Source organism: Sedimentimonas flavescens (genome assembly GCF_019264375.1).
GTDB lineage: Bacteria > Pseudomonadota > Alphaproteobacteria > Rhodobacterales > Rhodobacteraceae > Rhodobacter > Rhodobacter flavescens.
In genome coordinates, this window is record NZ_JAHVAI010000001.1 from 371072 (window position 1) to 396593 (window position 25522).

At 64.4% G+C, this 25522-nt stretch carries 24 protein-coding genes; 10 read left to right on the plus strand and 14 right to left on the minus strand.

The window, feature by feature from the left end:
• The first annotated feature begins 34 nt into the window (after window positions 1-34).
• The 9 genes from KTQ37_RS01930 (at window position 35) to KTQ37_RS01970 (ending at window position 9112) form a co-directional block, all read left to right on the plus strand.
• Window positions 35-1462: a type II and III secretion system protein family protein gene (locus KTQ37_RS01930; RefSeq protein WP_218628771.1), complete on the plus strand. Its 1428-nt coding sequence runs from the start codon at window positions 35-37 to the stop codon at window positions 1460-1462.
• 3 nt (window positions 1463-1465) lie between these two features.
• Window positions 1466-2137, plus strand: coding sequence for an OmpA family protein (locus tag KTQ37_RS01935; protein ID WP_218628772.1), 672 nt, complete (start codon window positions 1466-1468; stop codon window positions 2135-2137).
• Between the two features lie 253 nt (window positions 2138-2390).
• Window positions 2391-3650, plus strand: coding sequence for an AAA family ATPase (locus KTQ37_RS01940; RefSeq protein WP_218628773.1), 1260 nt, complete (start codon window positions 2391-2393; stop codon window positions 3648-3650).
• 21 nt (window positions 3651-3671) lie between these two features.
• Entirely contained in the window at window positions 3672-5138 is a 1467-nt protein-coding gene (locus KTQ37_RS01945; RefSeq protein WP_218628774.1) for a CpaF family protein, read from the plus strand.
• Between the two features lie 11 nt (window positions 5139-5149).
• Window positions 5150-6118: a type II secretion system F family protein gene (locus KTQ37_RS01950; protein WP_218628775.1), complete on the plus strand. Its 969-nt coding sequence runs from the start codon at window positions 5150-5152 to the stop codon at window positions 6116-6118.
• A gap of 8 nt (window positions 6119-6126) precedes the next feature.
• Window positions 6127-7152: a type II secretion system F family protein gene (locus tag KTQ37_RS01955; RefSeq protein ID WP_218628776.1), complete on the plus strand. Its 1026-nt coding sequence runs from the start codon at window positions 6127-6129 to the stop codon at window positions 7150-7152.
• The gene (locus tag KTQ37_RS01960; protein WP_218628777.1) at window positions 7149-7730 is read left to right on the plus strand and encodes a tetratricopeptide repeat protein; all 582 of its coding nucleotides are present in this window, start codon (window positions 7149-7151) and stop codon (window positions 7728-7730) included. The genes KTQ37_RS01955 and KTQ37_RS01960 overlap by 4 nt, the downstream gene beginning before the upstream one ends.
• A 25-nt stretch (window positions 7731-7755) precedes the next feature.
• Complete coding sequence (locus KTQ37_RS01965) at window positions 7756-8604, plus strand: tetratricopeptide repeat protein (protein WP_218628778.1); 849 nt, start codon at window positions 7756-7758, stop codon at window positions 8602-8604.
• Window positions 8605-8608: 4 nt separating this feature from the next.
• Complete coding sequence (locus KTQ37_RS01970) at window positions 8609-9112, plus strand: prepilin peptidase (protein WP_218628779.1); 504 nt, start codon at window positions 8609-8611, stop codon at window positions 9110-9112.
• Here the strand turns inward: KTQ37_RS01970 and KTQ37_RS01975 are convergent.
• The gene (locus tag KTQ37_RS01975) at window positions 9098-10789 is read right to left on the minus strand and encodes a hypothetical protein (protein WP_218628780.1); all 1692 of its coding nucleotides are present in this window, start codon (window positions 10787-10789) and stop codon (window positions 9098-9100) included. The genes KTQ37_RS01970 and KTQ37_RS01975 overlap by 15 nt on opposite strands.
• 139 nt (window positions 10790-10928) lie before the next feature.
• On the opposite strand from KTQ37_RS01975, the gene KTQ37_RS01980 reads away from it, so the two are divergent.
• Window positions 10929-12239: a P-loop NTPase family protein gene (locus tag KTQ37_RS01980; RefSeq protein WP_218628781.1), complete on the plus strand. Its 1311-nt coding sequence runs from the start codon at window positions 10929-10931 to the stop codon at window positions 12237-12239.
• A 2-nt stretch (window positions 12240-12241) separates the two neighbouring features.
• Here the strand turns inward: KTQ37_RS01980 and KTQ37_RS01985 are convergent, their stop codons facing one another.
• From KTQ37_RS01985 to KTQ37_RS02045, 13 genes are all read right to left on the minus strand, one after another.
• Window positions 12242-12934: a LytTR family DNA-binding domain-containing protein gene (locus KTQ37_RS01985; protein WP_218628782.1), complete on the minus strand. Its 693-nt coding sequence runs from the start codon at window positions 12932-12934 to the stop codon at window positions 12242-12244.
• 243 nt (window positions 12935-13177) lie between these two features.
• Window positions 13178-14068 (minus strand): bifunctional methylenetetrahydrofolate dehydrogenase/methenyltetrahydrofolate cyclohydrolase FolD, encoded by an 891-nt coding sequence (gene folD, locus KTQ37_RS01990; protein ID WP_218628783.1) that lies wholly within the window; start codon window positions 14066-14068, stop codon window positions 13178-13180.
• Window positions 14065-14370, minus strand: coding sequence for a chorismate mutase (locus tag KTQ37_RS01995; RefSeq protein ID WP_218628784.1), 306 nt, complete (start codon window positions 14368-14370; stop codon window positions 14065-14067). Before KTQ37_RS01995 ends, folD begins: the two co-directional genes overlap by 4 nt.
• Window positions 14371-14433: 63 nt before the next feature.
• A complete protein-coding gene (locus KTQ37_RS02000) occupies window positions 14434-16101 on the minus strand; it encodes a formate--tetrahydrofolate ligase (RefSeq protein WP_218628785.1) in 1668 nt (555 codons plus the stop codon).
• An 82-nt stretch (window positions 16102-16183) separates the two neighbouring features.
• Window positions 16184-16783, minus strand: coding sequence for a hypothetical protein (locus tag KTQ37_RS02005; protein ID WP_218628786.1), 600 nt, complete (start codon window positions 16781-16783; stop codon window positions 16184-16186).
• A gap of 66 nt (window positions 16784-16849) precedes the next feature.
• Complete coding sequence (locus KTQ37_RS02010; protein WP_218628787.1) at window positions 16850-17662, minus strand: methyltransferase domain-containing protein; 813 nt, start codon at window positions 17660-17662, stop codon at window positions 16850-16852.
• A 60-nt stretch (window positions 17663-17722) separates the two neighbouring features.
• Window positions 17723-19624, minus strand: coding sequence for an ATP-dependent zinc metalloprotease FtsH (ftsH, locus tag KTQ37_RS02015; RefSeq protein ID WP_218628788.1), 1902 nt, complete (start codon window positions 19622-19624; stop codon window positions 17723-17725).
• 77 nt (window positions 19625-19701) lie between these two features.
• Window positions 19702-20940 (minus strand): tRNA lysidine(34) synthetase TilS, encoded by a 1239-nt coding sequence (gene tilS, locus KTQ37_RS02020; RefSeq protein WP_218628789.1) that lies wholly within the window; start codon window positions 20938-20940, stop codon window positions 19702-19704.
• 53 nt (window positions 20941-20993) lie between these two features.
• Entirely contained in the window at window positions 20994-21827 is an 834-nt protein-coding gene (gene ybgF / locus KTQ37_RS02025; protein ID WP_218628790.1) for a tol-pal system protein YbgF, read from the minus strand.
• A 3-nt stretch (window positions 21828-21830) separates the two neighbouring features.
• Complete coding sequence (pal, locus tag KTQ37_RS02030; RefSeq protein ID WP_218628791.1) at window positions 21831-22352, minus strand: peptidoglycan-associated lipoprotein Pal; 522 nt, start codon at window positions 22350-22352, stop codon at window positions 21831-21833.
• A gap of 62 nt (window positions 22353-22414) precedes the next feature.
• Complete coding sequence (gene tolB, locus KTQ37_RS02035) at window positions 22415-23734, minus strand: Tol-Pal system beta propeller repeat protein TolB (protein WP_236021004.1); 1320 nt, start codon at window positions 23732-23734, stop codon at window positions 22415-22417.
• A 107-nt stretch (window positions 23735-23841) separates the two neighbouring features.
• Complete coding sequence (locus KTQ37_RS02040) at window positions 23842-25017, minus strand: cell envelope biogenesis protein TolA (RefSeq protein ID WP_218628792.1); 1176 nt, start codon at window positions 25015-25017, stop codon at window positions 23842-23844.
• 22 nt (window positions 25018-25039) lie between these two features.
• A complete protein-coding gene (locus KTQ37_RS02045) occupies window positions 25040-25522 on the minus strand; it encodes an ExbD/TolR family protein (protein WP_218628793.1) in 483 nt (160 codons plus the stop codon).

Sequence of the window (25522 nt, forward strand, 5' to 3'; positions counted from 1 at the left end):
GTGGCAGGTGCGTGATCGGAGAGGCAGGATCACAATGAATATAAAAAGCTTTGTTAAGGCATGCCTGCTGGGGACCGCGCTTGGCGTCGCAATTCTTGCGCCTGTCAACGCGGAAACTTTGCGTGTCATGTCGGGTTCGGCGTCGAGCCCGCTCAATGTTCCCATGAACCGCGCCGTCGTGGTGGAAAGCGATCAGCCCTTTGCTGAACTCTCCATCGCCAACCCTGGCATTGCGGACATTACCACCCTTTCGGATCGCACGATCTATGTGCTCGGCAAGGTGCCGGGACGGACCACGATGACGATCCTCGGGCCGGACGGAAAGCTGATCTCGAACGTCGAGGTTCAGGTGACCCCGGACATCGCCGAGTTCAAAGAGCGTCTGCAGCAGATCCTCCCCGGCGAAAAGATCGAAGTGCGCACCGCCAATGACGGCATCGTGCTTTCGGGGACGGTGTCCTCGATCACCAAGCTCGATCGGGCGCTGGACCTGGCCCGCCGCTATGCGGGCGACCGCGTGTCGAACCTGATGATGGTCGGCGGCACCCAGCAGGTCATGCTCAAGGTGCGCTTCGCTGAGATGCAGCGCGCCGTGTCGAAAAACCTCGCCGCCTCGCTTGGCGTGCGCGGCACGGTCGGCGGCGGCTCGGCCGAGACCGGCACGATCATCGGCACCGGCAACTTTACCGCCGAGGGCGCCCTTGAAAACGCCTTTGACAACGGCATCCTGCCGGTCGACCCGAACAAGACCGGCGCGCTTGGTCTTGGCTTCACCGCTGGCAACCTCGAATTCGCCGTTCTGCTCGAAGCCCTTGAATCCAAAGGTGTCGTGCGCACGCTGGCCGAACCGAACCTGACGGCGCTTTCTGGCCAGCAGGCCAAGTTCCTCGCGGGCGGCGAATATCCGATCCCAGTCGTAGATGACACCGGCGTGTCGATCGAATACAAACCCTTCGGCGTCGAGATGGCCTTTACGCCGCGCGTCGTCGATGGCGACCTGATCAACCTTGAAATCGCGGCCGCGGTCTCGGCGATCGACACCACGGTGACGATGTCGTCGGGCGGCTTCTCGGTCAACGCGTTCAAGCGCCGCGAAACCTCGACCACGGTCGAGATGCGCGACGGCGAGAGCTTCGCGATCGCGGGCCTGCTGCAGGATGACTTCACCGACCTGAACGACCAGATCCCGTGGCTAGGCGATGTGCCGGTGCTCGGGGCGCTGTTCCGCTCGGCCGAGTACAAGCGCGCGCAGTCGGAACTCGTGATCATCGTCACTCCGCATCTGGTCAGCCCGACCCGCGGTGAGGCCCTTGCCCTGCCGACGGATCGTGTGCGCCTGCCGTCCGAGGCAGAGCTGTTCCTCTTCGGCAAGACTGCCGGTGACAAGGCGCCGAAGACCGGTGCGGCTGCGGAAGTGGCCAAGCAGGACTTCTCGGGCTCCTACGGCTATGTGATGGAGTGAGCTATGCAGATGCAGGATTTGAAAAAGATGCGGATTGCGGGGCTCATGGCCACTGTTCTGGTGCTTGGCGCCTGTGCGGGCGGCACGCAGCGGTTCTACGCCGAGGCGGGGTCTGAATACGACACCGGCGGCTTCGGTGACGCGACGATGAACAACACCCTGGTGATGTCGGGTGAACGCGACTACGTGATCAGCCTCACCAAGAAGTTCGCCGCCGACGTGCAGAACACCGTCAACTTTGCTTTCGACTCGTCGGTCCTCGACGAAAGCGCCAAAGCGACCCTGCGCAAGCAGGCCGACTGGATCCGCCAATTCCCCGAGATTCGCTTCCGCGTCTACGGACATACCGACCTTGTCGGCTCGAGCGGCTACAACAAGAGCCTCGGGATGCGCCGCGCACAGGCGGTTGTCGCCTATCTCTCGTCGCAGGGCATCTCGCGCTCGCGCCTCGAGGCGGTCGTTTCCTTCGGCGAAACACAGCCCCTCGTCTTTACTCAGGCACCGAACGAGCAGAACCGCCGCACGGTGACCGAGGTTTCGGGCTTCGTGGGCAAGGGCAAACCGTCCGAACTGCACGGCAAATATGCCGAGATCATCTTCCGCGAATACGTCGGAAGCGCGGTTCCCGTTCAGGAAACCGTGCAGCCGAAAGTCGCGGGCGGCTCCGGCGGCTAATCTAGCCAGGCATGATCGAAAAGCGTTGGGCGGACCTTGGAAACAGGGTCCGCCCATTGCGTTTCATCGTCTCGGATTACCCCACAATTGGAACAATCCGGCCCAAATGTCGCCAAGATTGGCCGCGATCTTAGCCTCTAGCAGGACAGGTGCGACCAGCGAGTCGTATCCGGGTTTGCGTAAGAACCTGGGCATCCCACGTCATCTCTCCCAGGAGATCGGCCGCAGCCCGCGCATTAAAGGACCAGAGGCAATGAGTGCAGCTCCTCTTCTGAATACCGAACCCGCACCCATCGTCGCGTGCACGGTGTCCCGGGATGTCTCGAACTTCGACCTCCTCATCGAGGATATGGAGGTCGAGCTTGGCGAGAACTGGGGCGACATCAGCTTTGATGACGCCATATTGTTCTTCTCGCAGCCCGAGGCACAAAAGCTTGAGTTCATCGCGATCGCGATCGACGCCGAGGACGAGGCGCAGATCCCCCGGATCTCTTCGATCATTTCGACCGCCAAGGCCAAGGGCATCCGGGTGATTCTGATCGCCGAGGAGGTCAGCCCGATCGCGTTGCACCAGCTTCTGCGCCTTGGCGCGGATGATTTCGTGCCCTACCCGCTTCCCTCGGGCGCCCTGCATGAGGCGATCATCCGCCTCGGCCAGGTGGAGAAGCCCGTCCTTGGCTCGGCCGATTCGGTCAAGCCGAGCGCGACGGGCGGCCATGATGGTGTCGTGCTTCCGGTGCACGGCCTTGCCGGCGGCGTGGGCGCCACCACCTTCGCGGTCAACCTGGCCTGGGAACTGGCCACGATGGGCGAGGCAGCCAAGAAAACCGGTGCGCAGTCGCCGCGCGTCTGCCTGCTCGACTTCGATTTCCAATATGGCTCGACTTCGACCTATCTCGATCTGCAGCGCCGCGAGAATGTGTTCGAGATGCTTTCGGACGCGACCCATCTCGACGCCGAGACCTTCATGCAGTCGCTCGTGACCTTCGAGGATCGTCTGCACGTCCTGACCGCCCCGGCGGATATGCTGCCGCTCGATATCGTCAGCGGCGAGGATGTCACGCGCATCGTCGAACTGGCACGCCAGAATTTCGACTTCGTTGTGATCGACATGCCCTCGACCGTGGTCAGCTGGACCGAAACGGTGCTCAATCTGGCGCATGTTTACTTCGCGCTGATGGAGCTCGACATGCGCTCGGCGCAAAACACGCTGCGCATGATCCGCGCGCTGAAGTCCGAGAGCCTCCCGGTCGAGAAGCTGCGCTACGTGCTGAACCGCGCGCCGAAATTCACCGACCTGACCGGTAAGGCCCGCGTCAAGCGGCTGGCCGAAAGCCTGGACATCTCGATTGAGGTTCAGCTGTCGGATGGCGGCAAGCAGGTCACCCAGTCGAACGACCATGGCGTTCCGCTGGCCAGCACAGCGGGCAAGCTGCCGCTGCGCAAGGAAATCCAGAAGCTTGCCCAGTCCATCGCCGAGCTGAACCGCTCGCTCGAAGCCGCGCAGGCATAATTGTTCAGGTAAGAGGTCGCAATGTTCTCGCGCTACAAGAAGACGACACCCGGGCCCAACAACGCGCCGCCGCCGCCCGCTGGCGAGTCGCGCGCCCCTGCCCCGGTTTCATCGGCTGCCCCCGCGGAGCCGGTGCGTTCTCTTGTTCAGCGCCGTCCGACGACCGGCCAGCCCGGCACTCCGGCGGATGTGATCGCCGCCGACAAGGAGAAGAAGCGCAAGGAACGGCTGAGCGACCTGCGGGTCGAACTGCACAAGCGCCTGCTGGAAAACCTCAACCTTGCCGCGTTGGAGCGCGCGACCGAAGCCGATCTGAAGGCCGAGATCGCCGCCATCGCCAGCGAGGCGATGACCGAAATGGCCGTCGCGCTGAGCGCAACCGAGCGCGCGCAGGTCAATCAGGAGCTTTACGACGAGGTCATGGGCCTCGGTCCGCTTGAGCCGCTGCTCAAGGACGAGACCGTCTCGGATATCCTCGTGAACGGCCCGCAGCAGATCTTCGTTGAACGCGGCGGCAAGCTGCACCTGTCCGACATCACCTTCAAGGATGAGAAGCACCTGCTGCGCATCATCGACAAGATCGTCTCGGCCGTGGGCCGGCGGGTCGATGAATCGAACCCCTATGTGGACGCCCGTCTGGCCGACGGCTCGCGTTTCAACGCGATGGTGCCGCCGATTGCGGTTGATGGCTCGCTCGTCTCGATCCGGAAATTCAAGAAGGACAAGCTGGGCATCGACGATCTCGTCAAGTTCGGCGCTTTCACCGAGGAAATGGCGGTCTACCTTCAGGCCGCCGTCGCCACACGCCTGAACGTGATCGTCTCGGGCGGGACGGGTTCGGGTAAGACGACCACGCTGAACGCGCTGTCGTCCTTCATCGACAACTCGGAACGCATCTTGACGATCGAAGACACGGCGGAACTTCAGCTGCAGCAGACACACGTGGGCCGGATGGAAAGCCGCCCGGCGAACGTCGAGGGCAAGGGTGCCGTGACGCAGCGCGACTGTTTGCGCAACGCCCTGCGGATGCGCCCCGACCGCATCATCGTCGGCGAAACGCGCGGCGAGGAAGTCATCGACATGCTCCAGGCCATGAACACCGGCCACGACGGCTCGATGACCACGATCCACGCGAACTCGGCGCGCGACGGTGTCTCGCGTCTGGAGAACATGATCGCCATGGCGGGGATCGAGATGCCGATCAAGGCCGTCCGCTCGCAGATCGCCTCGGCTGTGAACCTGATCGTGCAGGCCTCGCGTCTGCAGGACGGCTCGCGCCGGATGGTGTCGATCACCGAGATCACCGGCATGGAGGGCGAGGTCATCTCGATGCAGGAAATCTTCAAATACGAGCGCCTCGGCCTTGCGCCCGACGGCAAGATCATCGGCCGCTTCACCGCGACCGGCGTGCGCTCGCATTTCGCCGACCGTTTCCGCCAGTGGGGCTATGACCTGCCGGCGTCGATCTACGAACCCGTGCAAGACTGAGAGGGCAGCAAATGATCATCTCCTCTACCCCGATCATCTACGGCCTGATCTTCCTGGCGGTCATCCTGATCGTCGAGGGCATCTACCTGCTGGCCTTCGGCAAGTCGATCTCGCTTAACAACCGGGTCAACCGTCGCCTCGAGATGCTCGAAAAGGGCACCCGGCGCGAGGAAGTGCTCGAGATGCTGCGCAAGGAAGCCACCCAGCATATGCAGGTGCGCTCGATCCCGCTCTACTCGATCCTGGCCAACAAGGCGCAAAAGGCCAATATCGCCTTCTCGCCCAAGGCGTTGATCGGCGTGATGGCGCTGGTCTGCATGGTGGCCTTCGGTGGTCTTTCTATCGCCACGCAGGCGGGGTTGCCCGTGCGTATCGCACTGTCGCTGCTGATGGGTGTGGGCGGCGTCTATTTCTGGATCTCGTCGAAGGCGCGCAAGCGCATCTCGCTGGCCGAAGAGCAACTGCCCGACGCGGTCGAACTGATGGTGCGCTCGCTGCGCGTGGGTCACCCCTTCTCGTCGGCCATCCAGGCGGTGGCGCGCGAGATCCCCGATCCGATGGGCTCGGAGTTTGGCATCATCGCCGACGAGGCCGCCTATGGCCGCAACGTCGCCGAATCGCTGCGCGAAATGGCCGAGCGCATGGACATGCAGGACTTGCGCTTCCTTGCCGTGGCCGTGTCGATCCAGCAAACCTCGGGTGGTAACCTTGCCGAGGTGCTCGAAGGTCTGGCCAAGGTGATCCGCTCGCGCTTCCGCCTGTTCCGCCGGGTGCGCGCGATTACGGCCGAACCGCGCTGGTCCGGCATTTTCCTGTCGGCCTTTCCGATCGTCGTGCTGATCATCATTCAGATCGTCTCGCCCGACTATTATGACACCGTCAAGCCGACCCAGTACTTCATGCCGATGGCATTGCTCGTCTTCGTGCTGCTCGGGCTGAACGTCCTCTTCATGAAAATCATGACCACGATCAAGGTCTGAGGCGCACCATGGACCAGAACAAGATATTCGAGTTGCTGACCGACAAGCTGGGCCCCCTGGGACCGGTGATCGCACTGGCTGGCGTGGCGATGCTGCTGATCCTCGCGGTGCTGCCGGTCTTGCTGCGCAAGCAGATCGACCCGCTCGACAAGCTGCGCGCCGCCAAGGGCGCCGAGGCGGCGGTTGCCGCCGCGGCGGGCGGCGGGGCGCCTGCCAAGGGCAAGCCGGGCAAGGGGCTGCGCTACAATAGCGGCACCGACAAGCTCGACCGCTTTGCGGGCTTCCTGGAGCCCAAGAACAAAGACGAGATGTCCGAGTCGCGCAAATGGCTGGAGCGCGCCGGCTATCGCGGCCGCAATATCGTACGCACCTTCCACGCGATCCAGTTCGCGATGGGCCTGACGCTGATGTTCTTCGGCGCACTCTACGTGGTCATTCATAACTCGACCAACGAAGAAGCCCTGCCGATGACCAAGATGCTGGTCGCGATTCTGATGCCGGGCGTCTTTGGCTACTACGCGCCCAAGCGTTGGGTGAACCAGCGTGTCTCGGCCCGTTCGCAGGAAATCCAGAACGGCTTCCCCGACGCACTCGACATGCTGCTCGTCTGCGTCGAGGCCGGCCAGTCGCTCGACCAGGGTATCATCCGCGTGTCGAAGGAACTCGGCACCTCCTACCCCGCGATCTCGCAGGAATTCGAGGTCATCGCGCAGGAGATCAAGGCCGGTAAGGACAAGACCACCGTTCTGCGCGCCTTCGGCGAACGCGCCGGTGTGCCCGATGTGCAAAGCTTCGTCACCGTGATGATCCAGTCGCAGCAGTTCGGCACCTCGATCGCCGAGGCCTTGCGCCTCTACGCCGCCGACATGCGCGACAAGCGCATCATGCGCGCCGAGGAAGCGGCGAACAAGGTTCCCACCAAGATGACGCTTGGCACGATGCTGTTCACGGTGCCGCCCCTCCTGATCATCCTTGTCGGTCCCTCGGTCCATGATATGATCGAGAACTTCAAGATGATCAAAATTGGACCATGATCCCAAATAAGCTCGGTGGCCGCCTCGTCGTGGTCTTCTCACTGGCCCTTCTGGCCGCCTGCTCGTCCGGTTTCGGCGGCGGCGGCCTTTCGGGTTCTGATGGGGGCCCCTATGCCCCCGGCACCGCCCGCGGCGATGGCGTGGACGGCCTGATCGTCGGGCACCGCCTTGTTGAGGCGGGCGAATACGAGCTCGCTCTCAAGGCCTATTACCGCGCCGCCGCCAAGCAGGGCGCTACGGTTGACGTGCTTTCGGCCATCGGGTCGACCAATCTCAAGCTCGGGCGCCTTGGCCAGGCCGAACAGGTGCTGCGCCGCGCCATCGAGGTCGACGAAACCTTCGTACCCGCCTGGAACAACCTTGGCGTGGTCCTGATGGAGCGCGGCCATATCGCCGAGGCCGCCCGCGTCTTCCAGACAGCCTATGCGCTCGACAGTGGCGAATCTGACGCGATCCGCGATAACCTTAGGCTCGCCCTCGCAAAGATGGACAAACCTGACTATCCTGAGGATGAGGAAAAAACTTTCACGCTGGTCCGGCGGGGTGTGGGTGAATATCTCCTGCTGACCCAGCAATAAGGCCATCAAGAGGACGCACTCCAATATGCGCCACCCGATTATCTGCGCTGCCTTTGTGGGGCTCGTCGCACTCTCTGCCTGCTCGAACAACAATGACGATGAGGTCGAAGAGGCGCTGAAAAGTGTCAACGCCATCGACGGTGCGAACCTGTCAGACATCATGCTGACCGTCGGCGACCCGAAAGAGGCCGTGGCCTATTTCCAGCGCTCCTCGCTTGAGAACCCCGATCGGATCGACCTGCGCCGGGGCCTTGCGAAGTCGCTCGTGCGCGCGGGACGCCATACCGAGGCGACCAAGGTCTGGGCCGATGTTGTGGCGATGCCTGACTCGACCCTGGATGACAAGGTCGACATGGCCGATGCGCAGATCCGCGCGGGTCAGTGGAAAGAGGCCGAGGCCTCGCTGAACTCGATCCCGCCAACGCATGAGACCTTCGATCGCTACAAGCTTGAGGCGATGGTGGCGGACTCGAAGAAGGATTGGAAAAAGGCCGATACCTTCTATGACATCGCTTCGGGCCTGACGACGAAACCCTCGGGTGTCCTGAATAACTGGGGCTTCTCGAAGCTGACGCGCGGCGACACGAAAGAGGCTGAACGCCTGTTCGCCGAGGCTCTGACCTATGACCCGGGCAACTTCACCACCAAGAACAACCTGGTTCTGGCCCGCGCGGCGCAGCGCAAATATGAGATGCCCGTCATCCAGATGACTCAGACGGAGCGCGCTCAGCTGCTCTATACGGCCGCGCTTTCGGCGATCAAGCAGGGCGATGTTACCATCGGCAAGGGTCTGTTGCAGGACGCGATCGACACCCATCCGCAGCATTTCGACGAGGCAGCCCGCGCGCTCGCCGCGCTCGACGCGAAGGGGTAAGCGGATGCTCGGCCTCAGCCCAGGCGCGGCGGCGCTTGTCCTGCTGATCGCGGTCACGCCGATCTGCGCATGGGTCTGCTATACCGACCTGAAATACATGAAAATCCGCAACACATCGGTCGCCGCCCTTCTGGCGGTCTTCGCCGTGGTCGGCCCCTTCGTGCTGCCGCTCGACGAATGGGCCTGGCGTTGGGTGCATTTCGTCGTGGTGCTGGCAATCGGCTTCGTGCTGAACATGATCGCGCATTTCGGGGCAGGTGACGCGAAATTCGCCGCCGCCGCCGCGCCGTTCTTTTCATCCGCACCGACGCATATTCAACTGATGATCTTCCTGCTGGCGGCCTTTCTGCTTGCGGCCTTCACCACGCACCGCCTGATGCGCGCAATCCCGGCCATACGCGCCATGGCGCCCGACTGGGTCAGCTGGACGCGCAAGGATTTCCCTTTGGGTCTGGCGCTAGCCGGGACGCTCTGGGCCTATCTCGCGCTGGTCTCAGCCGTCGCTTGAGGGTTGGCCCTTGATCGGGCGCAGCAGGATGTAGGTTTCGGTGCGGCGCTCTTCTTCAAGCTGCCAGCCTTCCTTGGCCAGTGCCTTGATCATCGCATTGCGCCGATCGCGCGCGAAGGCGCATTGCAGCAAAACGATACGGTCGGCCGCGGCCACCCCCGGAGTGCCCGAGTAATACCAGGGCGCAGCCCCCTCGACCGGCCTGAAATCGCCAAAGAGCCAGAGCGAAGTGAACAGATCCCCGACAAGAATCGACTGCCCCGCATAGCCCGCCTCCGTCAGATCCTTGGCCATCAGGTCGAACACCGCATAATGGCCCGAGTTGACCTCACAGGAGGGTAGCTCCTCTCCGTTCAGCAAAACGGGTTCGTCGTCCTTCTTGTCCTCGTCCTCCTCGTCCGGCTCGGGCTTGGCCTTCGCCATCTCTGCATAGGCCTCGTAGGGTTGTCCGGGCGTGTCGCCCCGAATGGCCAGCCGCACACCGATAAGGCGATCGGGCTCGACCAGCAGATCGTCATCGACGCTACGCTTGCGCACCATCGGCAACTCCCCATGCGGTTTGGCCTTGAACGCGGCGATCGGGCTGTGCAGCAGGTTAAAGGCCGAGGGCGACGCGAGGCTGAGCAAAACCACCCCGCAGATCGCCAATGCCCCCCCCAACGGCCAGCCGAGGGCGTTCTTGCGCTCATCGCTCGGGCGCAGGGCAAAGGCCATGACGCCCGCGAGCACCAGCCATTGCGGATCGTTGCCCCAGTTCTGGTAGGTGATGTAGATCACGCCGGGAAGCAGCAGCAGCATGGCCAGCCCCTCGGTCAGGCGGCCTGACTGCCGCAGCAGCACCACCAGCCCAAGCGCGGCAAGGCTCCCCAGAAGATAGGGCGGAGCCGTGGCATTTTCCTGGAAAGACAGACCCGGCTGCGAGCGCGTTTCCGACGTCGCAACGGCCAGAAGATCGCGCATATAGGCCAGCCAGAAATCGGCGCCATAGGCGAGCGTCACAAATGCCGCCACCAGCAGCCCCGCGATGACCCCCGCGAACAGCGAACCCCAGGCGCGGCGCATGACAAGGCCGACAAGGATCGCCGGAAGAAGGGCGACGAAATAAGTCACCTTGATCAACACCAGCCCCGCCAACGCCAAGCCGATCAGCGCACCTTCAAGCAGCGGGCGGCTCCGCCCGAGAGGCTGCATGATCGCCAGCGGCAGCGCGACATAGGCCAGTGCCCAGGCCCAACGGTTGTAATGCATGGAAACCGAAGTCAGTACCTTCGCCTCGGCATGGACCAACGTAAGGCACAAGAGCATAACATAGACCGCATAGAGCAGCGCGAAACGACCCGGAAAGCGTGAGCGCGCTACCCACAGCACGGGTCCGAGCAACAGCGCGGCAACCAGCGCCTGCGCGGCAAAGAACGCGTGCCCCAGCCCAAGGCCAAGCTTGGCGAAAAAGGCAATGGGCCAGACCGCCAGAATGCCGATGGGCGTCATGAAATCGAGGTGCGGCACCTGCCCTTGCATCGCCATGCGCAGCACAATGTCGCTTAGGTGGAGCGCGTCACCCTCATGCATCCGCAGCACCAGAGCGCCCTTCACGAAAGGCAGGACCGCCAGCATCAGCGCCACCGCACCCACGACCAGTGCCAGCCGCTTCAGCGACGCCTGTTTCACACCCGACATCCCAGCCTCTCCGCGTTTTTTCCCATTTTTGGCCACATTAACCGCGCATCCTGCCCGAGTGAATCCCAATAGGGGACAATTGCGCCCTCGATGGGGCCGCTGAACGGCAAAGTCAGGACCGCAGCAGACGGAGACGCGAATGAATATGATGGCTTCGAATGTCGTAGCCCCTGTGCCGCCCAAATCGCTGCAGGAGACCGGGCTGAACCCGGTCATGATGCGCGACATGCTGCTCAAGACGATGTTCCGCACCAATACCGATACGGTCACGTTGATCTCGCGCCAGATCTGCCTGCCGCCGACGCTGACGCAGGAACTGATCGACATGTGCCGCAGCCAGCGGCTGGTCGAGGCTACAGGCACGCTCCACGCCAACTCGGGCAATGAGATGGGCTTTCAGTTGACCGACTCGGGCAAGGCGCGCGCGCTCGACGCGCTGTCGCAGTCGGAATACTACGGCGCCCTGCCCGTCCCGCTCGATATGTATCGCGAACAGGTCAAGCGCCAGTCGATCCGAAATATCCAACTGACGCGCGATCAGCTGACCGGCGCCATGGGGCACCTGATCCTGCCGCCGACACTGATCGACCAGCTTGGCCCGGCGGTCTCCTCGGGGCGCTCGATCCTGATGTATGGCCCGCCCGGCAACGGGAAATCCTCGATCTCGAACGGTATTCGCGACGCGCTTGGCGACAAGATCTACATCCCGCGCGCCATCGAATACGCGGGCCAGGTGATCACCGTCTATGACCCGATCGTTCATGCCGCCGCGACCGAGTCGGTGGAAGACCCGAACTCGCTGCGCCGTTCTTCGAACCGGTTCGACACGCGCTATGTGCTGTGCGACCGCCCGACCGTGATCACCGGGGGCGAACTGTCGCTCGACATGCTCGACCTGACCTACAACCCCACGGCGCGCACCTATACCGCACCCTTGCAGCTGAAATCCTCGGGCGGGGTCTTCATCGTGGACGACCTTGGTCGTCAGGCCGAGCCGCCGCAGAAGCTGGTCAACCGCTGGATCGTGCCGCTGGAAGAAAGCCGCGACATCCTAGCGCTGCAATCGGGCGAGAAGTTTGAGGTGCCCTTCGACACGCTCGTGATCTTCTCGACCAACTTCCACCCCAACGAGATCTTCGACAAGGCCGCGCTGCGCCGGATCTTCTTCAAGATCAAGATCGACGGGCCGAACCAGGCCGACTTCCTCAAGATCTTCTCGCTGGTGGCGAAGAAGAAGCGCATGCCGCTGGATGAGAACGCGCTTCTACACCTGCTGAAGGTGAAATACCCGACGATCGACAATATTTATGCGAACTATCAGCCGGTCTTCCTGGTCGATCAGATGATCTCGATCTGCGAGTTCGAGGGCATCCCCTATCAGATGACGCCCGAACTGATCGACCGCGCCTGGTCGAACATGTTCGTGCGCGAGGAAGCGATCGTCCACTAAGCCTATTCGGCGGCGTCGCCCCAGCGCGCGATCACATCGTCCTGATAGGTTTTCGAGACCGGCACCTCTGTCCCATCCTGCGTGACAAGGCGCAAGCGCCCCTTGTCACGCCTCAGCCCCGAGACTGCGCCCCCCGACACCCAGTGCGAGCGATGCACCCGCAAACCGTCGGCTTCCTCCAGTTCGCTGATGGCGTCGGCAAATCGCATGAGAAGGCTGTGCGTGCCCGCCTCGGTGACAACATCAACATAGTGATCACGGACCTGCATCCGCAGAATAGGCGCATGCTGTTCAGGCGCGAGACGTTGCAGGAGGCGCGGCGGTTCGGCAGGAGGTTCCGGCCGCGGTGCGAAGACGGCCCGGCGCTTTGGGCGCACACGGAAGGCATGGCGCAGCGCGGTCGTGGTCAGCGAGGCGACGAAGACATAGAGCGCGATCAGCGCGGGCTGTTGCGGAGCGGCACCGGGCGCATCCGTCAGCCACGATTGCAAGGCCCAGGCCAGCGGGCTCAGAACCAGTGTCGCCAGGCCCGCAATATTCAGCGCCACGCGCCAGACTGCGCGGATCCCCATGGCCCGCGTCACGTAAAGCCGTATCGCCACGCCAACCAGGATGCCGACGCCAACAATCAGCGGCCAGAAAACGGCGCGTGCGCCAAGCGATAGCGCAGCCCCGGTCCCGAAAGGACCGCTCAACACCAAGAAAATCGAAAGCGCAGCCCAAGCCACCGGAAAAGCCGGGGAGCAGAGCGCTCTCTTATAAGAAAACATCCACGAGGTCATAACCCGACCCAAACTGCACGACACACTCAGGCTTGCTAACCAACCCGAGATTTTCGTGCAATGCCGCAAAGCGGCAAACGTGAGGTCAACCTACGATTGTCGAGATATTTTCTGCGCGCTGTGGCTTCCCGCACACCCGCGCAGACACGTTTTTGATCAGGCAGTCAAACCTTCAGGCTCGGGCAAGCCATTGGCACGGCAGCAGGCGGTGAGCGTATTGGCCAGCAGGCAGGCGATCGTCATCGGCCCGACGCCACCCGGAACCGGGGTGATCGCACCGGCGACAGCCGCCGCGCTGGCGAAATCGACATCGCCCACAAGCTTGGTCTTGCCGTCGCGCTCGATGCGGTTGATGCCCACGTCGATCACCGTCGCACCGGGCTTGACCCAGTCGCCGGGGATCATCTCGGGGCGGCCCACCGCGGCCACAAGGATATCGGCGCCGCGGCACACCGCCGCCAGATCCTTGGTGCGGCTATGCGCGATGGTGACCGTGCAGCTGTCGCCCAGAAGCAGTTGCGCCATCGGCTTGCCGACGATGTTCGAGCGCCCCACGACAACCGCATTCAGCCCCGAGAGGCTGCCGAGGTGATCGCGCAGCATCATCAGACAGCCAAGCGGCGTGCAGGGCACCATGGCCTTTTGCCCGGTCCCCAGCAGGCCCACGTTCGAGATGTGGAACCCGTCCACGTCCTTGGCCGGGTCGATCGAATTGATCACCAGGTCCGAGTTCAGATGCCCCGGCAGCGGCAGTTGCACGAGGATGCCATGCACCGCCGGGCTCTTGTTCAGACGGTCGATCAGCGCCAGCAGCTCTTCCTCGGAGGTCTCGGCAGGCAGCTTGTGCTCGAAGCTGTTCATGCCGACCTCGACGGTCTGCTTGCCCTTGTTGCGCACATAGACCTCGGAGGCCGGGTCTTCGCCCACCAGAACCACCGCGAGGCCCGGCGTAATCCCGTGAACCTCTTTCAGCCGCGCAACCTGCTCTGCCACCTGCGCGCGCACGCCCGCCGCAAAGGCCTTCCCGTCGATGATCGTGGCACTCATTGCCCGTCCCCTTTTCCCAGAACCCGTTCTTCCTGCGCGATGAAATGCTCGATCATGTCGCGCCAGAGCCGTTCCGCCAGCCCATCATCGACACCGGCCTCGGCAGCGCGCGCCCGCACCTTGGCCACTACGTCCTCGACCCGCTCCGGGATTCGTGCGGGCAAACCCACCACCTGCTTGATCTCGGCCGCGCGGGCCACAAGCCGTGTGCGATGCGCCAGCAACGCGATCAGTTGCCGGTCCAGCGCGTCGATCTCGACGCGCAGTTCTTCCATCGTGCTGAGTGTTGCGGGCTCTTTCATGGGTGCCTCCGCTTGGGTCACATGCTCCCTAGCGCAGCGCGCCGCCCGCCTCAACCCCGCGCCTCAGAAGAGGCCCTCGATCTCCCCTTCCGCATTCAGCCGGATGTTCTCTGCCGCCGGATGGCGCGGAAGGCCCGGCATCGTCATGATCTCGCCGCAGATCACCACCACGAACCCCGCGCCCGCCGACAGGCGCACCTCTCGGATGGGCAGCGTATGCCCCGAGGGCGCACCGCGCAGCGCCGGGTCCGAACTGAACGAGTATTGCGTCTTGGCCATGCAGATCGGCAGCTTACCGTGGCCTGCGGCCTCCCACTGGCGCAACTGGTCGCGCACCGCCTTGTCGGCGATCACATCGCCAGCGTGGTAGATGCGGCGCGCGATCGTGTCGATCTTGTCCCACAGGCTCATGTCCTCGGGGTAAAGCGGCGCGAAGGCGCTACCGCCCTCGGCCATCTGCACGACCTTGCGCGCCAGATCCTCCGCCCCGGCGCCCCCCTCGGCCCAGTGGCGACACTCGATCGCCTCGCAGCCCTGCCCCGCGACATAGGCGCGCACGGCCTCGATCTCGGCGGCGGTATCGGTAGAGAAATGGTTGATCGCCACCACGACCGGCACACCGAAGCCCTTGGTATTGGCGATATGGCGACCAAGGTTGGCGCAGCCCTTGGTCACGGCGGCCACGTTCTCCGCGCCGAGGTTTTCCTTGGTGATGCCGCCATTCATCTTCAGCGCGCGGATCGTGGCCACGATGACCGCCGCCGCAGGCGTCAGCCCGGCCTTGCGGCACTTGATGTCAAAGAACTTCTCGGCCCCCAGATCGGCGCCAAAGCCCGCCTCGGTCACCACGTAGTCCGCCAGCCGCAGCGCCGTCGAGGTTGCCATGACCGAGTTGCAGCCATGCGCGATATTGGCGAACGGCCCGCCATGCACGAAGGCGGGCGTGTGTTCGAGCGTCTGCACGAGGTTGGGCTGCATCGCCTCCTTGAGCAGCACCACCATCGCCCCGTCCGCGCCGATATCGCGACAGGTGATCGGGCTGCGGTCGCGGCGATAGGCCACAACCATGCGGCCAAGGCGCTCTTGCAGATCTTCGAGATCGCGCGACAGGCACAGGCAGGCCATGACCTCGGAGGCCACGGTGATGTCAAAACCCGTCTGGCGCAGGAAGCCGTTCGACACGCCGCCAAGCCCCACGACGACATCGCGCAGCGCGCGGTCGTTCATATCCATGACCCGTTTCCAGGTCACGCGGCGCTCGTCGATCTCAAGGCTGTTGCCCCAGTAGATGTGGTTGTCGATCATCGCGGCGAGCAGGTTATGTGCCGCCGTAATCGCATGAAAATCGCCCGTGAAATGGAGGTTCATGTCCTCCATCGGCACGATCTGCGCATAGCCGCCGCCCGCAGCCCCACCCTTCATGCCGAAGTTCGGACCAAGCGAGGCCTCGCGGATACAGATCGCCGCGCGCTGGCCGATCCGCGACAGCGCATCGCCCAAGCCGACCGTGGTCGTGGTCTTACCCTCGCCCGCAGGCGTCGGGTTGATCGCGGTGACAAGGATCAGCTTGCCCATCGGGCGCTCGGAGAGGCCCGCGATGAATGCCGCGTCCACCTTGGCCTTGTCGCGGCCATAGGGGATCAGTGCCTCGGCCGGAATCCCCAGTTTCGCACCGATCTCGGGGATGGGTTTCTTTTTCGCCGCACGGGCGATTTCAATGTCGCTTTCCATCGGGTCTCTCCTCTTGACGCGACCCTATCGCGCCGCTGCGCCAAAGAGAAACCCAGAACCGACCATTCGGGGCGGAAATCGTCTACGCGTCTCGCCAGGCCGAGACCATCGATAGGGTCAGAAGAAACGCAAAGGCTAGTTCGGCGCTCTCCTCCAGCACTTGCAACGCGAAACGCGACCCTTCGCTCCCTGCCAGAGGCATCAGTTCCTCGGCTAGTTGCCCAGCCACGGCAAGAATACCTCCCAGAACGAAGTACCCGAACCACGGGGCGCGCTCGCGCGCCCCGCGCCATGCCGCCTGACTGCCCCAGAGCAGAACAGCGACTACGGACCACAGCGCAACCGCCGCGTAGGCCGCGCCGACAACCGATGCCGGCGATACGCCCGCCTCACGGTAGAAATCAGCGGACAGAACACGTTCGTCAAAGATCCAAACCTCCACAGGCGCTTCACGCAGCGCGAGCTGAAAAAAGACATAGGGAACGAATAGGTAGCGCAGAAGCAACGCCGAGGGGATCAGGTAAAGCGACAGGACCGAGCCGATCGCCAGCAAGAGCATCGCCGTAATTTCAAGCGGTCCGTCCTCGGAGGCCAGCGTCCCCACGTCGCCCCAAATCAGCCAATGTGCGAAAACAAGCACGAGAACCCAGAACAACAAAAAACTCGCCATCCGATTTGTCATTGCCTCCGGGACTCCTTGCCAGCGATGGCGCCCTACTAGGGCGCCCTAAATATCTGTAGTTAATCTCTATTCCGTGTCGGCGCCAAGCTCGAGCACCATGAAAACCCGCCGGAACGGGAACAGGACCGAGCCGTCGGGCTCGGCGGGATAGGCCGCTTCCAGCGCAGCCTCGTAGCGCAGGGTGAAGGCCGCCAGTTCGGCCTCGGACAGCTTCTCGATATAGGGGCGCATCGCGGTGGCCTCGGTGAAGCGGCGGACCGGATGGGCATCAGGCAGCGGATCGAGGCGCTGGATATAGTCGGTCTGCCAGACATCGACCGTTCCCAGAGGGGCCAGCAGCCGCGCGTAATGCGCAGGCTCCGCCACCGGGGCGGTCCAGCCGGTAAAGTCGAAGCGGTCAGGGAACATTTCCTGCGCGAATTCCCGCAAGAAGCGATGCGAGGGCGCGCCGTATTGCCGTGGCATCTGCACCGCCAGCACACCGCCGGGCGCCAGGAACCCGGCCAGACGCGGGAACAGCGCGTCGTGGTCGGGCAGCCAGTGCAAAAGCGCGTTTGAAAAGATCAGTGCGGCGGGCTTCTTGGGCGCCCATTGTGCGGCATCGGCCAGATCGCAACGCTTGTAGGCGCCCGTTGCCGCCGCCTCGGACAGCATCGCGGGCGAGTTGTCCACGCCGACGATCTTGCGGTCGGCGAAACGCGCGGCCAGTGCGGGGCCGGCAGCGCCCGCGCCACAACCGAGGTCAACCACCTTGCCCTTGGGCAGATCCCCCACCCGCGCCAGCAGATCGAGCGCGGGGCGCAGGCGTAGCCCGCGATAGCGCGCGTAGAACTCGGGGTTCCAGTCCCCATCCTTCCGGCCTGCGATTGCCTTGGCCATCTCTGCCCCCAGAAACGTAAGCGCCGGGGCCGCGCCTTGCGCCCCCGGCGAATGCCACCCTCAGACCGAGGGCTCAGGTGCCGTATCGCCGCCCTTGGCGGGCTTGGTCTTGGGAACGGCGGTCACCGAAGGCAGGCTGCCCGTCGGCGTGTCGTCGTCATCGTCGCCGTGGATCGCCTCGCCGGCCATGACTTTCTTGATCTCATCGCCGGTCAGGGTCTCATATTCGAGCAGGCCCTGTGCTAGACGCTCCCATTCGTCGATGTTGTCCTCAAGGATGCGGCGCGCCTCCTGATAACCCTCTTCAATCAGGCCGCGCACCTCGTCCTCGATCAGCTCCTTGGTCTTGGTAGAGACCGAGAAGCCGCCGGTATTGCCAGAATAGCCCTCATGCGCCTCGGAGTAGTCGATATTGCCGACCTTGTCGGACATGCCCCACCGCATCACCATGGCGCGGGCAATGGCCGAAGCCTGCATGATGTCGCCCGCCGGGCCGTTCGACACGTGATCCTCGCCCCATTTCAGGATCTCGGCCGCCTTGCCCGCCATGGTCATGGCGATCTTCTGCTTGGCCTCGTCCTTATGGTAGTTCAGCTTGTCCATCTCGGGCAGCGACACGACCATGCCAAGCGCCTGACCGCGCGGGATAATCGTGGCCTTGTAGACCGGATCGCACTTGGGCAGCTTCATGCCGACCACGGCGTGACCGGCCTCGTGATAGGCGGTCATTTCCTTCTGCTCGGGCGTCAGCACCATCGAGCGCCGCTCGACCCCCAGCATCACCTTGTCCTTGGCGTTCTCGAAATCTTCCATCGTCACGAAGCGGCGTCCGATGCGCGCGGCCATCAGCGCGGCCTCGTTCACCAGGTTGGCCAGATCCGCCCCCGAGAAGCCCGGCGTACCGCGTGCGATCACGCGCAGATCGACGTCCGGCCCGGTCGGAACCTTGCGGGCATGAACCGAGAGGATCTTTTCGCGCCCCTTGATATCGGGGTTCGGCACGTGGATCTGACGGTCGAAGCGGCCCGGGCGTAGCAGCGCCGGATCCAGCACGTCCTTGCGGTTGGTGGCCGCAACGATGATGATCCCTTCGTTCGCCTCGAAACCGTCCATCTCGACCAGAAGCTGGTTCAGCGTCTGTTCGCGCTCGTCATTGCCGCCGCCGATGCCGACACCACGGGCACGGCCAACGGCGTCGATTTCGTCGATGAAGACGATACAGGGCGCGTTTTTCTTGGCTTGCTCGAACATGTCGCGCACACGGGATGCGCCCACGCCGACGAACATCTCGACGAAATCCGAACCCGAGATGGTGAAGAAGGGCACGCCCGCCTCGCCCGCGATGGCGCGCGCAAGCAGCGTCTTACCCGTGCCGGGCGGGCCGACCAGCAGCGCGCCCTTCGGGATCTTGCCGCCGAGACGGCTGAATTTCTGCGGGTTGCGCAGGAACTCGACGATCTCCTCAAGCTCTTCCTTGGCCTCGTCGATGCCGGCCACATCGTCAAAGGTCACGCGGCCCTGCTTTTCGGTCAACAGCTTCGCTTTCGACTTGCCAAAGCCCATGGCGCCGCCCTTGCCGCCGCCCTGCATGCGGTTCATGAAGAAGACCCACACGCCGATCAGCACGATGAAGGGCAGCCACACGCCCAGAAGCGACATGAAGCCCGACTGCTCCTGCTTGACGACGCGCACCTGGATGCCCTTGTCGATCAGGCGCTCGGCGATCTCGTCCGCGAACGGCTTGACGGTGGTAAAGGCCGATCCGTCACCGATCTGGTAGCGCACATCCTCGCCGTCGATCTGAACGCTCTTCACATCGCCCTTCTCGACCTGCGCAATGAAGTCGGAATAGGCGACCTGCTTTGAGTTCATCGTGCTCTGGCCATCGCCAAACAGGTTGAACAGTGCCAGGATCAGCAGGAACAGCACTGCCCAGAAGGCGAGATTGCGCGCGTTGCCCAAGGGGGACCTCCAAAGTTATTCAGGCCGCGGGCAAGCCCGAAGCCGTTGCGATGAAAATAGGGATTACGCGGGCAGGTTCAACGCCTGAATAGCGAAGAGTGGAAAGAGCCGCAGACAATCCGCGCTTTCCAGCCACTCTCAAGCCCCGCAAGTGGCGCTGAAACCAGCCTCTCGCCCTGCCAGACAGCGGGCGAGGCCAGAAGCGAGACGCGCGGCAGGGCGCTTTCGCGCCAGTTCGGACACAGTTTCAGCCCCTGCGCGCCAAGGGCGGCGATCTCCTGCCCCTCGGCGGCGGGTCCCTCAAGCCGCCAGCGGTCCCATGGAGTGCCGACCGGAACGCGCAGCCCGGCCACCGCCCGGGCCTCGCGCGTGATGCGGATCTCGGCATCGCTGACCCGGATGCGGCAGCCGTGCAGGGTGCGGTCGGGGCGCTCGCGCCAGTCGATCAGGAAATCCGCAACCTTCCGGGCGCGCGGCGCGTAATCCGCCCCCGAGACCCATCTCAGCGCCGCCACGATCAGGCGCCGTTGGATTTCGTGAGGAGCGCGCCGGAACGGTTCGGCCGCGATCAGCAGATCGCCGCCCGCCTCGGCCACATGGCGGCGCGCGTAGTCGTGCACCTCAAGAACCAGCGCGCTTTCGGCCACGGCGAGGTGGCTCACGACATTGCTCAATTTCTCCGAGGTGATCCCCAGAGGTCGCAGTGCTCGCAACGCCTTGCGCGCCTTCACCCTGTCGAAGCGCTCATTCTCGTTGCTCGAATCCTCGATCCAGCCGATCCCCTGGCGCGACAGATAGCCTCGCAGATCGTCCCTGCCGACCAGCAGGAACGGCCGCAGCCAAAGGATGCCCTCGGCCTCAAAACGTGCGCGCATCCCCGAGAGCCCCTCCAATCCTGCCTCGCGCGCAAGCCGCATCAGGAAGGTTTCGGCCTGATCGTCGCGCGTGTGACCAAGCGCCACCTGCGCGATGCCGCGCGTTTGCGCCCAAGCGCCAATCAGCTGAAACCGGGCGCGCCGGGCCTGATCCATCAGGTTTCCGCTGCCTTCCGGCCCCTGCCAGCGCAGGATCCTATGGGGAATGCCCCGTTCCGCGCAGACCTGCGCGACAAAGCGGGCCTCATCCGCGGCCTCGGGGCGCAATCCGTGATCGACGGTGACTGCCTCGACCGGATGCGCGTCTGCCAGCAGCAGCAATGTCGCCATCGAATCCGAACCGCCCGAGACCGCAACCCCGATCGTGTCGGCAGAAAAACGCGGATGCGGCGTGATCGCCGCATCCGCCCATTGATAGAGCCAGGCATCCTCGGGCGTCATTTTCCCCGCCTCAGCTTCCGCGAGACGCTGGACTGCGCGCTCCTCGAACCCGGTCACTGACACCCGAAGCCGGTCATGGCCGAGCTCGCTTGCGCCGCGGCAGGGCTGCCGGGGAAGCGGATCGGCACCTCGGCCAGCGTCGCGCAGGCCTCGACCTTCTGGCCCAGATCCCCAAGCGAGACACCCAGACCCAACAGGTTGTCGCCCGCGCGCGGCCCGTTCGGCGCGGCCGAGAAGCCATCGAGCCAGGCGCGCGCCGCCCCCGCCGTATCGCCCGCCTGTTTCAGCGCATCGCCGCGCAGATACATCGCATCGGCGGTCAGTGGCCCGCCCGGGTAGGTTTCGGCAAAGGTCGCAAAGAGGTCAGCGGCGCCGCGAAAGTCACCCTGACCGAGCACCCCCTTGGCCCGGTCGAAATCAGCCTGTTCGTTCATCGCCAGCGATGCGCCCGCAGGCGCCGGAGTGCCCGAGGGCGCAGGCGCCGTCACCGGATTGGCCGAAGCCCCCGCACCACCAAGCGGCTGGGTCTGGCCAAGGGCCGAGATATCGCAGCCCGCTTCCAGTTCGCACAGCCGGAACTCCAGATCGCCCACGCGGTTCGTGCCGTCGGTGACGACCCGGTTGATGCGGTTCTCCAGCTCTTCCGTGCGCGAGGTCAGCTGCGAGAGCTGCGCCTCCATCGCGTTCATGCGTTCCAGCGCGCTGGCGCCGCCCGCCTGCTGGATCCCCTGCGCGCCACCCGACACAAGCTGCGCGCGCAGCCCCTGCAGGTCACCCGACAGCTGCGCCAGCTGGGCGCGGATATCGGCCAGGGTTTGCGCGTCCTGCGCATGGGCGGGCGCCACCAGCGCCAGCGCCATAGCGCCTGCCATCAGCACCCGCCGCATCTATCAGCTCCCCGCGCCGAGCGAGATCACGGTGACCGCGCGACGGTTCTGAGCGTAACAATCCTCGGTCGAGCAGACGGCCAGCGGACGCTCCTTGCCGTAGGAGACGGTGCGCAGACGGTTGCCGGCAACGCCCTGCGAAATCAGGAACTCCTGCACCGCGCTGGCGCGGCGCGCGCCCAGTGCGAGGTTGTATTCGCGGGTGCCCTGCTCGTCGGCGTGGCCTTCGATGATCGCGGCATATTGCGGGTGGTTCACCAGCCACTGCGCCTGACCGGTCAGGATGGTGCGGGCCTCGGGGTTGATCGTCGACTGATCGACCTGGAACAGAACCTTGTCGCCAATCGCCTGGTTGAAATAGGCGGGCGAGTTCGGATCGTTGATCGACCCCTGCGAGACGCCGTTGTCGCCATACATGCCGCCCGGATCGACGACGCCGTTGCCCGCGCCGTATTTGTCGGGGTTATTACAGGCCGCGAGGCCCAGAACTGCCAGAAGAAGCACTGCCTTGGGTGCGAAAGTCATATGTTACCGCCTTTGGTTTGCCCGTTTCGGGCGATGTTATCAGGTTCATACCGCCTTGTGAATCAGGGCAGAAGGGGCGACCAGGCCGGGTCCGATGCCGCGCCGACACCGTCAACCTTCTTGAGGTTCCGTCCCGAGATATCCACCGAGAAAAGCTGCGCGCCACCCGCGGCGCCGGGGCTTTCGCGGGTAAACATGATCACGCGGCCATTGGGCGACCAGGTCGGACCCTCATCGAGGAACGAGGCCGTCAGCAGCCGCTCTTCCGAGCCGTCGGTGCGCATCACGCCGATGTGGAAGCGGCCCGCGTGCTGTTTGGTAAAGGCGATCAGATCGCCGCGCGGGCTCCAGACCGGGGTACCATAGCGCCCCTCGCCGAACGAGATCCGCGTGGGCTCACCGCCGCCCGCCGACATGATGTAAAGCTGCTGCGTGCCCGAACGGTCGCTCTCAAACACGATGCGCGAGCCATCCGGGCTGTAGGAGGGCGCGGTCTCGATCGCGGGGCTGTTGGTCAGTCGCGAGGGGGAGCCGCCGTTCACGCCCATGGTCCACAGGTCGGTATTGCCGCCCTGCTCCATCGAATAAACGATCGAACCGCCATCGGGCGAGAAGCGCGGCGCGAAGGTCATCGTGCCGGGAATCTCGGGCAGCAGCGTGGCCGCGACGTTGCGGGTGTCGAGCATCTTGATGCGCGGGAAGCCGGTTTCAAAGGTTGTATAGAGCACGCGGCCGCCATCGGGCGAGAAGCGAGGCGCCAGCACGATGGTGCTTGAATCCGTCAGGTACTGGATATTCGCACCGTCGTAATCGGCCACGGCCAGCCGCTTTTGGCGCGCATCCTTGGGGCCGGTTTCCGAAACGAACACGACGCGGCTGTCGAAATAGCCGCTCTCGCCGGTCACGCGGCTGTAGATCACGTCGGCGACCTTATGCGCCAGGCGCCGCCAGCTGGCGGGCGAGGCCGCCAGCTGCTGGCCATCGCCCAGTTGCTGGCCGGAATAGATGTCGAACAGGCGGAACTTGACCACGACCTTGCCGCCCTGCATCGACACGCCGCCCACGATCAGGGCCTGCGCGTTGATCGCCTGCCAGTCAGGGTAGCTGACCGGCATGTCGAAGGCGCCGAAGCGCTGGATATGCGCGCTTTCGGGAATTTCGCGGAAGAGGCCCGTGCCGCTCAGGTCGGCGGCGATCACACGGGTGATATCGCTGGCCATCTGGCCTGCATCGCCGGTCTCGGCGACGAAGGTCGGCAGCGCATAGGGCAGCGGCTCGATCACGCCATCGGTAATCTCGATCCGCAGCGGCCCCTGCTGGGCCTGCGCCATCGCGGGGCCGATCATCAGCGCGGCCAGCGCCGCAAGTGCAATCCGCATCATACTCGCTATTCCTCGTTCGGGCCTTGGCCCCTTGTAACCTGTTTCTGCATCGCGGCGCATCACATCCGCCTGAACGGCCGCGAAAATCTGCCCAAAAGACGCTTGGATCATTTCATCCTCATCTTCTCGGGGTTGAAGACGATCTCGATCTCGCGCCAGTGATCGTATTTCTCCGCGGGCAGCGGGAACCCGTCCGAGCCGCAGCGCACGATGGCGCGCCGCCCGGCCTCGTAGGCCTGCCGCGCGGCGGCGTCCGAGCCGCCCTCGTAGCCCACCATCTCGATCGAGCGGATGTCCGGCTTACCATCGGGGTTCATCGCAACGCGCAGGGTGACCGTGGTGCGCAGCGCCTCGCTGCTCAGCGCGCCAACGTTCCAGCAGGCCTTCACATCGACGATCAGCGCCTCTTTCTCGCCCGCGGTGACGGGCGGGCCAGAGGCCGCGCGGCCGGTGCCACCCGTGCCCTGGCTTTCCTCGGCCATCGCTTCGGCCAGCGCGTCATTGACCGCATCGGTCGCGGGCTTGGCCTCTGAAGGGGCGGTCGCGGCAGGCTTGGCCGCGGCAGTTTCAGTGGGCGCAGGCGCGGGTTTCGCGGGCTTGGCACGCGGACGTGGAGTGCTCAACGGAGCCGATGTCCTGGCCTTCTCCTCGGTCTCGGTCGCCTCGGTCACGATCTCGGTCGTGGCCTCGGGGGGCGCGGCTTCCTGCTGAGGCTCTTCGACCGCCTGCTCGGGTTCGGCCGATTCCTCGGGACGGGTCTCAGGCTCGGCCAGTTCAGATACCTTGGCGTCGGGCGCGGGCGCCTCGGCGGGCTTCGGCGCGACGCGCGGTGCAGGCTTGGGCACGGGGCGCGTCGAAAAATCGGGCGTCGTCGTGTCCTGCGGCACCTCGACCGGCGGCATCATGCTCGGCGGCACCTCGGTGACCTCTGCGGGCTCCACCGGCTCCAGATCCGACAGATCGGGCTGCGGCTCGGGCTCGGCCACGGGTTCGGGCATCGGCTGGGGCTGCGGCTCGGGCGCGGGGGCCTCTTCGGGCGCGGGCTGTTCGACCGGCTGGGGCTGCGGTTGCGCGGGCATCTCGGCCACCGGCGTCTCCGACGCCTTGGGCGCGGCCGCGACCATGGCCGAGAACTCGGCCTCGGAAATCACCGAAACCTCCTGCATCACGACCGGCTCCGAGGGCTTGGGCTTGAACCACGAGCCGCCCAAAAGCACCCAGGCGATGACTCCGAGGTGGAGCACCGCCGAAACGCCCGTGCCGATCTTGTCTGCCCTATCCATGCGCATCCGCGCTACCTCGGCCTCAGTTTCCGGCCTGCGTCCCGGTCAGGCCCGGACCGCCCGTATCCGTCACGAGCACGATATTGCTGAACCCGCCCGCGTTGAGCGCCCCCATGACCTGCACCACGCGGGCATATTCGATCCCGCCATCGGCACGCAGAAAGACCTTGTCGCTGTCGCGCTCCTGCGCAACGGCGCGCAGCCGATCCACCAGCTCGGTCTCGGGCACGGGCGTATTCATCATCGACACCGTCCCGTCGAGTTGCAGCGAAATGGTCAGCGGCTCTTCCTGCTCGGTCGGCACCGCCTTGGCGGCGGTCTTGGGCAGCTCAAGCGGCACGCCGACCGTCATCATCGGCGCGGCGACCATGAAGATGATCAGCAGCACAAGCATCACGTCCACCATCGGCGTGACGTTGATCTCGCTCATCGCGGCATGTTTGGAATGCTTGCCCCGGCGCTTGCGCCCGCCGCCTCCGCCACGTTTGATGACCCCCGCGCCCAT